Annotated in this window: 14 protein-coding genes and 1 pseudogene; 5 read left to right on the forward strand and 10 right to left on the reverse strand. The window is 71.6% G+C overall.

The genetic code is table 11. From position 1 onward, the window contains the following. Positions 1-35: 35 nt before the first annotated feature. Together DK389_RS28155 and DK389_RS33570 are read right to left on the reverse strand one after the other, a co-directional pair. Positions 36-1076 (reverse strand): matrixin family metalloprotease, encoded by a 1041-nt coding sequence (locus DK389_RS28155; protein WP_109894710.1) that lies wholly within the window; start codon positions 1074-1076, stop codon positions 36-38. 212 nt (positions 1077-1288) lie between these two features. Continuing rightward, on the reverse strand, positions 1289-1573 hold the full coding sequence (locus DK389_RS33570) for a DUF6894 family protein (RefSeq protein WP_194075127.1): 285 nt from the start codon (positions 1571-1573) through the stop codon (positions 1289-1291). 324 nt (positions 1574-1897) lie between these two features. Between DK389_RS33570 and DK389_RS33085 the strand changes: the two genes are divergently transcribed. After that, complete coding sequence (locus tag DK389_RS33085; RefSeq protein WP_162560915.1) at positions 1898-2038, forward strand: hypothetical protein; 141 nt, start codon at positions 1898-1900, stop codon at positions 2036-2038. A gap of 181 nt (positions 2039-2219) precedes the next feature. Here the strand turns inward: DK389_RS33085 and DK389_RS28165 are convergent, their stop codons facing one another. The 4 genes and pseudogenes from DK389_RS28165 to DK389_RS34695 form a co-directional block, all read right to left on the reverse strand. Next, positions 2220-2858 (reverse strand): LuxR C-terminal-related transcriptional regulator, encoded by a 639-nt coding sequence (locus tag DK389_RS28165; RefSeq protein WP_109894712.1) that lies wholly within the window; start codon positions 2856-2858, stop codon positions 2220-2222. A gap of 119 nt (positions 2859-2977) precedes the next feature. Then, positions 2978-3700: a carbonic anhydrase gene (locus DK389_RS28170; RefSeq protein WP_109894714.1), complete on the reverse strand. Its 723-nt coding sequence runs from the start codon at positions 3698-3700 to the stop codon at positions 2978-2980. A gap of 90 nt (positions 3701-3790) precedes the next feature. Beyond that, entirely contained in the window at positions 3791-5593 is a 1803-nt protein-coding gene (locus DK389_RS28175; RefSeq protein WP_236961065.1) for a TonB-dependent siderophore receptor, read from the reverse strand. Beyond that, positions 5479-6060: pseudogene (locus tag DK389_RS34695) on the reverse strand (TonB-dependent receptor plug domain-containing protein); the annotation flags it as partial. The pseudogene DK389_RS34695 and the gene DK389_RS28175, both read right to left, overlap by 115 nt. A gap of 634 nt (positions 6061-6694) precedes the next feature. Between DK389_RS34695 and DK389_RS28180 the strand changes: the two are divergent. Then, complete coding sequence (locus DK389_RS28180) at positions 6695-7129, forward strand: VOC family protein (RefSeq protein WP_109894716.1); 435 nt, start codon at positions 6695-6697, stop codon at positions 7127-7129. Positions 7130-7189: 60 nt separating this feature from the next. Here DK389_RS28180 and DK389_RS28185 read toward each other — a convergent pair whose 3' ends face one another. Next, positions 7190-7381 (reverse strand): hypothetical protein, encoded by a 192-nt coding sequence (locus DK389_RS28185; RefSeq protein WP_109894718.1) that lies wholly within the window; start codon positions 7379-7381, stop codon positions 7190-7192. A 581-nt stretch (positions 7382-7962) separates the two neighbouring features. On the opposite strand from DK389_RS28185, the gene DK389_RS33090 reads away from it, so the two are divergent. After that, positions 7963-8271 (forward strand): hypothetical protein, encoded by a 309-nt coding sequence (locus tag DK389_RS33090; RefSeq protein WP_162560917.1) that lies wholly within the window; start codon positions 7963-7965, stop codon positions 8269-8271. Between the two features lie 129 nt (positions 8272-8400). Next, entirely contained in the window at positions 8401-8793 is a 393-nt protein-coding gene (locus DK389_RS28195) for a hypothetical protein (RefSeq protein ID WP_109894722.1), read from the forward strand. A gap of 22 nt (positions 8794-8815) precedes the next feature. On the opposite strand, the gene DK389_RS28200 is transcribed toward DK389_RS28195, so the two are convergent. Both DK389_RS28200 and DK389_RS28205 read right to left on the reverse strand, forming a co-directional pair. Continuing rightward, positions 8816-9139 carry a YnfA family protein gene (locus DK389_RS28200; protein ID WP_109894724.1) on the reverse strand — a complete coding sequence of 108 codons (324 nt, stop codon included), beginning with the start codon at positions 9137-9139 and terminating at the stop codon, positions 8816-8818. Between the two features lie 39 nt (positions 9140-9178). Further along, entirely contained in the window at positions 9179-9703 is a 525-nt protein-coding gene (locus DK389_RS28205) for a thermonuclease family protein (RefSeq protein ID WP_109894726.1), read from the reverse strand. A 296-nt stretch (positions 9704-9999) separates the two neighbouring features. Here DK389_RS28205 and DK389_RS28210 point away from each other — a divergent pair, with 296 nt between their 5' ends. After that, entirely contained in the window at positions 10000-10242 is a 243-nt protein-coding gene (locus tag DK389_RS28210; RefSeq protein ID WP_109894728.1) for a DUF6894 family protein, read from the forward strand. 67 nt (positions 10243-10309) lie between these two features. Here the strand turns inward: DK389_RS28210 and DK389_RS28215 are convergent, their stop codons facing one another. Beyond that, the gene (locus DK389_RS28215; protein WP_109894730.1) at positions 10310-11578 is read right to left on the reverse strand and encodes an NAD(P)/FAD-dependent oxidoreductase; all 1269 of its coding nucleotides are present in this window, start codon (positions 11576-11578) and stop codon (positions 10310-10312) included. Positions 11579-11606: the final 28 nt, after the last annotated feature.

An 11606-nucleotide genomic window follows, 5' to 3' on the forward strand; every position in this document is an offset into this window, starting at 1 on the left:
CCCTGGATCCGCGGGGTCTCGCCGCCGGCCGCCCTTCAGGCGAACAGCATCCCGTCCGTCGGAACGTGGACGGTGAAGGCGCGGCCTTCGTCCACCCAGCCCGGGCCGGCCGATCCGTGGTTGATGGCGTCGGCCTCGGCCGCGTTCGCCGCGTAATGGTGCAGGCCCGTCTGCGTGTTGTAGAAGCGCTCCAGCGTCACGCCGCCGGTGCCGGCCGCGGCCGGGCTGGCGTAGGCCTCGAAGGCGACGCCCTCGTAGTGGTAGCTCGGTAGCGTCTTGATGATGGTGTCGCGCTCGCCCGCGTCCGTCGTGAAGAAGTGCTGGCCGGTCTTGGTGTCGTAGAAGCGGAACACGTCGATCGTGTTCGGGCCGTCCTGCGGCGTCGCCCAGCCGACGCCCTCGTACTGGTAGCTCGGCAGGCTCTTCAGGATCTGCGCCTTCTCGGCGGCGCTCGTCGTGTAGAAATGGTCGCCCGTCCGCGTGTCGTAGAAGCGGTAGACCGCGTTCACGTCCGAACCGTCCGAGGTCTGGGTCGGCGGCTGCGTCGGGGGCGCGGTCGTCGAGCCGGGTGTCGAGCCGTAGAGCGCCTGGATGCCCGCGATGTCGCCCGCCATCAGCCCGGTGATCGAGGGGCTGATGATCGAGTTCATCACCTCCGGCTTGCCGTTGTAATGGTCGAGCCCGAGAGCGTGGCCGATCTCGTGCAGCGCCACGAGGTAGAAGTCGGTACCCTGGTTGCTGACGACCCGGCCCCCCGCGACGTGCCAGCCCTCGGCCGAATCGAAGGTGACGGTGGCCGATGTCATGCGCTGGCCGGAGAAGGCGTAGCTCGCGTAGCCGAGCGTGTTGCCCAGCCCGTCGAGGACGCCCTGCGTCAGGTCGATGCTGGCGGAGGCGGTGGAGGAGACCTGCTGGAAGCTGATGTTGGCCACGCTCGCCCAGGCGGCGAAGGCGGACTGGACGGCGCTGGCGAAGGCAGCGGGAAGCGCGGCATCGAGCGCCCACGTCACCGTCCCGCCGCTGGTTCCCCGCGCTCCCGCGCCCCAGCGCGGGCCCTCAAGCACGTAGTCGACCATGCGTTTCCCCTCTTTCGAAGTTGTAGCTTGGCCATTGAGATACTAAAGGCGTCCTAATTGGGGCGGCGGGATGAAACGTTCCTTTTTCGATGTCTTCCTGCATTCGGCGCGGAAAATTCGCGTATTGGTTGACGCGATGTGAAAATTGTCGCCGGTCTTCGCGAGGTTGCGCGAAGTTCTGTCAGGGAGGGCGGCGCGATCCGGCCGCGGCCTCAGGCTTCCGTCAGTAAGACGATCACCTCGCCTGCGTCGACGATCAGCTGCGTGAAGGCGAGGTACATCAGGATCGGCAGCTTCCTCAGGGCCGCACCGGCCTCGTCGCGGATCAGCAGGCACCAGCCCGCGTCGAACTCGGCCGTCTCCCCGCTCGCTCGCATCTCCTCCAGGGCCGCCTCTGCCTCCTCGAGCGCCTCCTCGACGGTGGCCGCCTCGATCCCCGTCCGGTCCGGGATGATCCGCTCCCGGCACACGAGGTCGAAGTAGAAGCGCTTCAGCACGGGCTCGCTCCCCCCTGACGGCCACGGGCCGGGGCGTCCCGCTCGGCGCTCCGAGCGTCCGGCACCGGCGGTGCGGGCCGCCGGCCGCGAGAGGTTCGGACGCCGGACGGTCGGACCAGCTTAAGGTAGTTCGACATCGATTAAACAGTCGTTCAGATTAATTCCGCCCTAACGGGATCGACTGGATTATATACCTTTATTGAACCGCCGTGCTATGATTTCAGTCCAGTCTGTGGAGCAGACGGATTAAGAGGCGAACTCTTCAGCCGTAACACCTGCTGCCGGCGCGCGAGCGTGGGCCGCGCATCGACACGGGTTGCATTCATGGGCACGGCTGACGGATCACGGGACGGGGTGGCGGACGAGACGCGCGCGCGCCGCGAGCAGATCCGCGCCCACGTGCGCACGGTGCTGCGCAAGCTCGCTACGGCGAAGGCGGGCGGACAGACCCCGCCCGGCGCCTGAGGAGCCGGGCTCAAGGGCATCCGAGCGCATCGTTCCGCGGAGGGTGACGGCCACCCCTGCGCCGTTGACGGGCGGGCTCGGAGCATCTTCCGCTGAAGCGGTTGCCCGCTCAGCGCAAGAAGATGCTGCTCTATCAAGCAGTTAGGGCATCTTCCATGGTGCCGGTATACTGAACGATGCTCTAGAGCGGGTGGAGCCCGTTCTCGCGAGCCCAGATCGCCGCCTGGGTCCGGTTCTGCGCCTTGAGCTTGCGCAGGATGTTCTTGACGTGGATCTTCACCGTCGGCTCGGCCAGGGCGTAGCGCAGGGCGATCATCTTGTTCGAGGCGCCTCCCGCCAGGCAGCGCAGCACCTTCACCTCGCTGGTCGAGAGCGGTGCCGTGGGGGCGCCCGCCTGCGGGGCTGCCTCGGCCGGCCGCGCCGGGGTCGGGCCGGCATTCGCGGCGAGCCGGCCGAGCAGGCCCGGCGTGAGCACGGCGACGCCCTCCATCACGAGGTCGAGGGCCCGGACGAGCGTCTCGGGCTCGACCGCGCAGTCGAGGATGCCGTGGGCCGCGCCGCAGAGGTCGCCGGGCGGCAGGCCGGCGCCCGTGAACAGGACGAGCCGGGCCTCCGGCCAGGCGGCGCGGTGGGCGCGCGCGGTCTCGACGCCGCGGGGATCGTCGAGCATCGCGACGATCAGTTGCGGCGCCCGCTCCCCGGCCGGCGGTCCCGCATCCGGCACGGTGGCGAAGCGCGACCCGGCGAGATGCGATCTCAACCCCTCCCGGGCCAGCGCGTTCGAGGCGACCACGACCGTCGGTACGATACCGCTGAACATCCACGACTCCTCACGCGAGCCGTCTTCGGGCTCTCGCTCGGACAATCACGCTCAAGCTTCGGCGGTTCGAGGCCGCCCGCGCCAGGGAAGTGCTGAGTCCGGAAGGGTACGCAGGGCCTTCAGCCCTCCTCGAAGAAGTCCACGCTGCCGTCGTCGAGGTCGTAGCGCGCGCCGACGATCTTGAGCTTGCCGGCCTTGACCGGGTCCGCCAGGAGCGCCTCGGCCGTGCGCAGGCGCAGCACCGTGCGCCGCACGTTCTCGCGCACGGCGTTGTCGAGGAGGTCGCCGGGCTGCCCCTGCGCCCGCAGGACGGCGGGGACGATCGGCTCGACCATCCGGCCGATGCTGCCGGGGAACACGGCGTTGTCCTTGACGACGCTCACCGCCGCCTGCACCGCCCCGCACTTCTCGTGCCCGAGGACCACGATCAAGGGCACGCCGAGCTCGACCACGCCGTACTCGATCGAGCCCATCGCCGTGCTGTCGACGGTGTTGCCGGCGTTGCGCACGATGAACAATTCGCCGAGGCCGCGTCCGAACAGGAGCTCGGGCGGCACCCGGCTGTCCGAGCAGCCGACCAGGACCACGAAGGGCGTCTGGCCGCGCGCGATCTCGATGCGCCGGTCGCGGTCGGTCGCTCCGCGGCGGAAGGGGGCGTCGGTCGTGAAGGAGCGGTTGCCCTCCTTCAGGAGGGCCAGCGCCTGGTCCGGGCTGAGATCCGTGCGCTTGCCCCCGGCCGCACGCGCATTGGGTGCGATGGCGCCCAGGGGCGCGAGGGCGGCCAGGGGCACGAGAGCGGCGCAGCACGCGCAGGCGACGAAGCGGCGGCGATCGAGCTTCATCCGAATTCCCTCCCGCATTGTCCGCGAGGCTAGCGCGGTTGAATCCGGAAGGGAATTTGCGTTCTCAGGTTGTAAGCGGACGGGGCCCGCTCACCACTTGTAGCCGACGCTCGCCAGGATGCGGCGGCGGTCGCCGTAGAAGCAGGCCGAGACCGTCGAGCAGGTGGAGACGTAGCGCTCGTCCGAGATGTTCCGGACGTTGAGCGCGAACCGCCACCCCTCCCAATCGTAGTGGATGACCGCGTCGCCGACGATGTAGGGCGACACCTTGAAGAGGTTCTGCGGATCGGCGAACGAGCCGCCGACGCCGCGCACGCCACCGCCGAAGCCGAAGTTCCGCCACGCCCCGGTCTGGATCGTGTAGTCGAGGAAGATCGAGCCGAATTGCTGCGGCGTGGCCGCCGGAGTCCGGCCGATGAGCGTCGGATCGGCATCCCGCGTGATCTGGAACTGATAGGCGGTGTAGGCGCCGACCAGCCGCAGGCCCGGCATCAGGTTGGCCACCGCCTCGAGCTCGACGCCGCGCGAACGGACCTCGCCGTTCTGGATGGTCTGCAGGACGTTGGCCGGGTTCGTCGAGAGCACGTTCTGCCGGGTGAGGTCGAACACGGCCGCACCGATATAGCCGTCGAAGCCGATCGGCTGGTACTTGAAGCCGACCTCGACCTGCTCGCCGGTCTCGGGCCGCAGGATCTCGCCCGCGCCGTTGACGCCGACGAGCGGGTTGAAGCTGCGGGCGTAGGAGACGTAGGGGGCGACGCCGAGATCGCTCGTGTAGATCAGCCCGACGCGCCCGCTGAAGGCGCTGATGTCGCGGGTCCCGCTCGCGCCGAGGCGGTTGTCGTTGTCGGTGCTGACCCAGTCGTTGCGCCCGCTGAGCACCAGCGTCCAGGGACCGAACTTGATCTGGTCCTGCAGGTAGAGGCCGACTTGGTTCTGGGTGAGGAAGTTGTTCTGGAAGGGGAAGGTCGTGAAGGGCGCGTTCGGGGTGTAGACCGGGTTGATCAGGTTGAGCGAGGGTCCGAAGCCGAAATCCTGCACGTTGTTGATGTCGTAGCGCCGGTACTCGACGCCGCCGAGCAGCGTGTGGTCGAGGAAGCCCGTGCGGAAGGGCGCGATCACCTGCGTGTCGATGTCGGCCTGCGTCGCCGAGTTCTGCGCCAGGAAGTTGAAGCGGCTGAGGTCGGCCGCCGCGGCCGTCGTCGCGTAGCCGCCGCCGAAGCGGGTGCGGTAATCGACGTCGACCTGCCCGTAGCGGGCGTTCTGGCGGACCACGATGTCGTTGTCGAAGCGGTGCTCGAACTCGTAGCCGATGAGCGCCTGGTCACGGGTGAACTTGTCGAGGCCGGGATCGCCCGTGAACCGGCTCGTCGAGATGAAGCCGAAGGGCGCCGCCTGCACCGTGCCCTCGTAGGGCAGGAAGTTCTGGCCCTTCGTGTCGTCGTGCCGGAACGAGGAGAGCACCGTGAACGAGGTCGAGGCGTCCGGCCGCCAGGTGAAGGACGGCGCGATGTAGAAGCTGTCGTCGTTGACGTAGTCGACCTGGGTGCCGCCGCCGCGCGCGCGGCCGACCAGCCGGTAGAAGAACTGGCCCTGGCCCGGGCGGTCGCCACAGGACCCCCGATGTCGAAGGCGCCGTAGGCGTTGCCGTGCTCGTCGACGCCCGCTTCGACGTAGCGCAGCGGCACCAGCGGCGGGCGCTTGCTCACCGCGTTGACGATGCCGCTCGGGCCGGTGCCGCCGTAGAGCACCGAGGAGGGGCCGCGCAGAACCTCGATGCGCTCCAGGCCGAAGGGCTCCAGCTTCCAGGTGGCGTAGGCGGTCTCGAAGAGCTGAAGCCCGTCGAGGAACAGGCCGACCTCCTGGGCCGGGAAGCCGCGGATCAGGAACCAGTCGTTGCGGGTGTCGGAGCCGAAGGTCGCGCCGAGCACGGGCGAGTATTGCAGGGCCTCCTGCAGGGAGACCGGCTTCTGGTCGTCGAGCTGCTGGCGGCCGATCACGGTGATCGCCTGCGGCGTCTCCAGGATCGGCGTGTTGGTCTTGGTGCCGGCCGTCGAGCGGTTGGCGACGTAGCCGTTGATGGGCCCGCGCGGGTCCTCGGGCAGCCCGGGGCCGCCGCGGCCGTTGCCGACACCCTCGACGCTCAGCTCCTCGAGCTGCGCGCTGGCGCCCGCGGCCGAGGGGTTGGCCGCCCCCCGCCGCGGCGGCGTCGCCTCCTGGGCGAGCGATCTCTGCACGAACCCGCCCGCGTTGATCGCGATCATGTCGGAAAGGCCGAGGCTCAGGGCCGCGAGGGAGACCCCGGCCAGCGCGCGGGCGCGCCTGCGAGCCTGCGGACGGGCGTGATGAAACGGACTCATGACCTTGCCCCTCGAGACGCGCGTCGCCCTTCGGAGACGCGCATGCGACCACGTTCGCCAAGGCCCCCAGGCCGCGGCCTTGTTGTTTATAATGATGATAAACTGCTGATTTTTCAGCGCTTTATTGATCCACGCCTAAGCCTCGGCCCGAAATCTGACAAGGTGCCGGACGCGGAATGCGGCGCAGTGTGGTGCGGGGGCAACGAAGGACTTCCGCCTGTCTCGCGCCCGGGATTACGGGCGTCCGCCGAGCCGGTTCCAGGGCTGCAAGACACCTTTCCCCCGGGGCCGGTTTCGCGAGCCCGCGCGATGACACATCGTCGGTGCATTGGCCCTCACGCCAAGAGGGCAGGAGAGCGCCTGCAACCCCTCACGCCGGTCGTCCTGCCCGCCCAACTTCGCCCCGCGGCCGCACGGCGCGCGGGGTTTCTTTTGGCTCTCCGTCCCGAGGGCCCGGATCCTGCCGGGACCGGGCGCCCCCTTCCGGACCGAGCGGGGCGCGACGATTGCCGCGCCGTAGCCCCCGTGCAGGATGCGGGAGGCGCCGCGCCGCCGGCCGAGGGGCCCGTCCGGCGTCCCGGCCCTGCGGCGCGCCCCGCGGGACGCGGGGCGGGCGCACCGGGAGGCCGGGACCATGCTCAGGCATTTCGACCATCTGACCATCGTGGTGCGGGATCTGGAGCGCGCGAAGGCGTTCTTCGCGGTGCTCGGCTTCCGGGAGGCCCTATCGGTGGTCATCACCGGGGAGCCGTTCGCGAGCTACATGGGTGTCCCCGACATCGAGGCCGAGCACGTGACGCTCGTCCTGGAGCAGGTCTCGCCGCGGACGGAGATCCAGCTCCTGCATTACCGGCATCCGGATCCCCTGCCGGACGCCCATATCCGCGACCTGAGCCGGATCGGCATGAACCACATCTGCTTCTCGGTCGACGACGTCGCGGAGGAGGTCGCGAAGCTGAAGGCGCACGGGTTCGAGGCCCGCAACGCGATTATGGATTTCCACGCGCGCAAGCTCGTCTTCATCGACGGGCCGGAGGGCGTCACCGTCGAACTCGCCGAGTGGCACTAGTAGGGATCGCGTCGGCGGGCGGGCCGCCGCCCCGGCGCGGGAACGGGCGGGACGTGCGGTCTAGAAGACCTCGAACACGTCGGCGTCGTAGCGGTCCGGATCGGGCGCAGCGGCTGCGGCTGCGGTGGGCAGCGGCGGGACGAGGCGCGTCGGGACCCGGCCCTGCGAGAGGGAGGGCCGGGTGAGCATCGTCACCGAGAGCGCGCCGGCCGCGAGCCCGAAGACGACGATCAGCAGGTGGAACACGCGCATCCTGCGCCTCCGGGCTGGAATGTTCCCAAGTATAGGGCGCGCCAGCGCTTCGGCCTGATCAAACTTCTGCCAATCAGAACAAAGAGAATGCAATTCCTGCCCGGAATTCGAGCGAAAAGGGCTCCGACCGGATTCTTGGCCGCGGCGCGTCCTGCCCCGCATCGACGCTGCGACGGGGCCGCGCGGCCCATGCGAGCACAAGCGGGACCGGTGCGCCGCCCCCTTCGGTCGGGAACCGCACGGAGGCGCAGAACCCCGTTCGCGGGCGGCCGCTTGGGTATGAGCGCGGACAGACGACCACCGGAAAAATACGTAGCTTTTGATCGAAAGGCGGCTTCGACGCCCTCCAAGGAGGGCCAACGGGCAGGGGTGGGGGGTTCATGTTCGCGAGATTGCACGCCGTCGGCACAGCCTGTCTCAACGGGCTGCGCACGGGCCTCGATCGGGTTGCGGCGCCGCGCGACCGACTGCCCGCGGCGGAGGCCCCGCCCGAACCCCGAACCGTCCCCAGCACCGTCCGGAGCGGCGGCTCCCAGGTACCTCAAGGCGCTCACGACCTCCGCGGGCCGGACCCGCGGCCGATGCGCGAGCGCCTCGTCGACGTGATGCTGTTCCTCCTCGGACAGACCCCCGATCCGACGCGGGAGGATTGGCTCGGCGCCATCGACGACCTGTTCGGCGAGCTCGACGAGAGCGAGAAGCAGCGACTCGCCGAGGCGGGCATGGCCCTCGTGAGCACCCACGCCCGGCCGGCCGCGCCGCTCCGCCTCGTGCACGCCAATCCCGCGGCAGCGCAGACCAAGCCCGCGGCGCCGAACCAGCCCGCGGCGACGCCGAAACGGCTCGCGGCCGAGGGCGGGCGCGCGGCGCGGCTCGAGGCCGTGGCCTGAGCGGGCGCGAGGCTCCGCGATCCAAGCTGAACGGGAGCTGCCGGGCACCGTCAGGTCCGGTGCAGCGGCCCCGTGCCACTCTCTGCCTCGGCTCGGGATCTCCCCGGGCCTGACAGGGACCTCGGGGCCATGAAGACCTTCGCCGTGCTCTCGGCCGCCGCGCTCATCGGCGCCGGCACCCTCGTTTCCGAACCCGCCGCGGCGCGGGGCGGCGGCGCCGCCGTCGCGGCCGGCCTCGTCGGCGGCCTGGCCGCGGGCGCCCTCCTCGGCGCCGCCCTGTCGGAGGCACGCGCGGCGCCGGCCTACGACGACGCGCCGGTCTACGGCGCGGCCCCGCCCGTGGCCGCCTATCGACCTTTCCGCGCGGTGCGGCGTGACGTGTACGACGAGCCCGGCTTGCCAGAGCGCCGCGTCGCCTACGAGCGAGCGCCCGCTTACGAGTGGGTGCCTGCCTATGAGCGTCCCCGGCCCCGGCGCTGGCACCGGGACTGCGACCGGTTCGAGGGCTACGGCGGCTGGTGAGGCCGCCGCTCCCGCTCTCCCCTCAGCCGCGGGGCCCGAGCAGGATGATCGCCGTGCCGGCGAGGCAGACCGCGCCGCCGGCGAGGTCCCAGCGGTCGGGCCGGTGCCCCTCGGCGAGCCAGAGCCACAGGATCGAGGCGGCGATGTAGACGCCGCCATAGGCCGCGAAGGTGCGGCCCGCCGCCTCCGCCTCGACGCGCGTCAGCAGGTAGGCGAAGAGCGCGAGCGCGCACAGGCCCGGCGCCAGCCACACGGCCGAGCGGCCGAGCCGGAGCCAGGCCCAGAAGGCGAAGCAGCCGGCGATCTCGGCGAGCGCCGCGGCGCCGTAGGCGATGAGCGTGGCCATGCCCCGCCCTACCCTGCCCCGCCCTTCACACGCCGGCCTCTACTCCGCCAGCGCGGAACCCGCCGCGGCTTCGGCCGAGCGGCTCGCCCGGCGCCACTCCGCCGGCTCCTCGAAGGTGCCGGCCCAGAGGCCGCGCCGCGTCGCCCAGGCCTTGCTCTCGGCGCCCGCGTAGGACGTGGATTGGCGCCGGTCGGCCACCGCGTGGCCCTGCGCGGCCATCCAGGCGCTGAGATCCTCGTGCCCCAGCCGGCAGATGGCCGCCCGGCGCCCGCTCGCCTCCCGGTGCGGTTCGCAGGTCACGATGCCGGTGCCGATCCGCTCGGCGAGGGCGTGGGCGGCCTCGCGCCCGCACTTGTAGCTCCGGCCCGCGCTGGTCTCGCAGGTCTGCGCCGCCTCCGGCGCGTCGATCCCGTAGAGGCGGATGCGGGTTCCGCGCACCTCGATCGTGTCGCCGTCGATGACCGTGGCGCGGCCGCTGATCGGGTGACCGGCTCCGGACTCGGCCGCGAGGGCCGGGCTGAGGGCGCCGGAGAGGATGAGGACGGCGAGAGGCGTGCGCAGCATGGGTCTCAGGTTCGGGATCAGGGCTCGTGGCCGGATCGGGGCTCGTGGCCGGTGCGGGGTCCGCGTCCGGCGATGCACGAAACGGGCTAGCCGGACAATCGGCCGAAAAATCGGCAAGCCCGCCGCGCCGGCCGGAAGGAGCGGACCGCAAAATCCCTAACGAAGGCTTGACGCGGGCGCTCGGCCGGGCGGCGCTGCGTCACTTCGCACGCGCCGCCCACCCTCGCCTTCCATGGGAACATAACTAGAACATACGGGATCATGTTCTCAGGCCCGGACAGAGGAGACCGCTCGGGATGGCACGCTACCGGTTCCACTGCACGAACGGCACGGAATGCGTCTTCGACGCGCGGGGCGCGGTGGTGCGCAGGCCCGGCACCCTCGGGGACCGGGCCCGCCGGGTCGCCGACGGGGTGATGCGCAGCCTCGGCGGCCGGGCGGACTGGGCGGAGTGGCGCGTCACGGTGCACGACCTCACCGGGCGGCGCGTGCTGCTGCAGCCCTTCCCCGCCGCGGGCGAGGCGGCGCGCGCGGCCTGACCGGCCGCTATCCGAGGGCGCGCGGCCTGACCGGCCGCTATCCGAGGGCGCGCGGCCTGAACGGCCGCTAACCGAGGGCGGGCGCGTCCGCCGCCCGCGGGGCGCGCCGGCGCTGGGCGAGGTTGACCCGGGCCGCCCGCAGGAGCGCGGCGGGCGACAGGAACTGCCCGAGCCCGATGTTGCGGGCGGCGAAGGCGAAGAGGTCGCGGGCGCATTCCTCGTCGTGGGCGGCGGCCGAGAACAGCAGCCGCTCGGGCCAGCGCCAGGACCGGCCGGTGGCGAAGTCGCGGATGTGGAAGGCGTGGCCCGCGAGGCCCGCGCGGTGGTGCCGGGCATAGGCCGAAAGCGAGGCCGCGAGGGCCGCGTCGCTCGCGCCCGCGGCGAGGGCGGGCCCGGCGGCGGCCGCGAGCCAGTCGGCCGAGCGGAAGGCGAAGGCGCAGCCCGTGCCCCAGATCGGGTCGACGGAGAGGGCCGCGTCGCCGACGAGGGCGAGGCCCGCCCCCGCCGGGATGCGTGACAGGTTCGGCCAGTCGACGAAGCCCATCACGGGGCCGACGCGCACGGCGCGGTCGAGGTTCGGCCCGTCGGGCAGCGCCCGCACGAAGCGCGCGAAGGAGGCCTCGCGGTCGGCCTTGAACGCCTTCAGCCCCGCCTTGGCGGGCGCGACCGCGACCACGGTGATCCCGTCGTCGTTGGGGAAGGTGTAGGCGATGTCGGGTTCGAGGAACCACATCCGCGAGCGCCCGCCCTCCTCGGGCAGGCCGCGATACTGCGCGAAGTAGAAGAAGCGCCCGTTCGGCGACGTGCGGCCCGCGATCCCGCCGAGCGCGGCGACGCGGGAGGCGCGCCCGTCCGCCCCCACCACGAGCCGCGCCTGCAGGCTCACCGCGGCGCCGGCCGCGTCCTGCGCCCGCACGCCCCGGACCTGTCCGCCCTCGCGGACGAGGTCGGTGACCGTGTGGCCGAGGCGCAGGTCGAGGCCGGGCGTCGCGGCGGCGAGCCCGCGCAGCAGCGGGTCGAGGGTCTCGCGGCGGATGTTGTAGCCGTGGGCCGGGTGGGCGGGGTCGGCGGCCGGTTCCCGGACCCAGCCCCAGCGGGTGTGCACGTCGATGGCGTTCGGCACGGCGCCCGCCGCCTCGAGGAGCGGCGCGAGGCCGAGACGCTCGATCACCGGCAGGGCCGAGGATTGGATGTAGTGGGTGCAGAGAGGCTTGTGGGCCCCCGCCTCCGGGCTGCGCTCCAGGAGCGCCACGCTGAGGCCCTGCCGGGCGAGGAGGATGGCGGTGCTGCAGCCGGCCACGCTCGCGCCGGCCACCACCACGTCGTACGCCCGCATGCCCGTCCCTCGCCCCCGGTGGGCGCGA

It is taken from the genome of Methylobacterium durans (genome assembly GCF_003173715.1).
GTDB lineage: Bacteria > Pseudomonadota > Alphaproteobacteria > Rhizobiales > Beijerinckiaceae > Methylobacterium > Methylobacterium durans.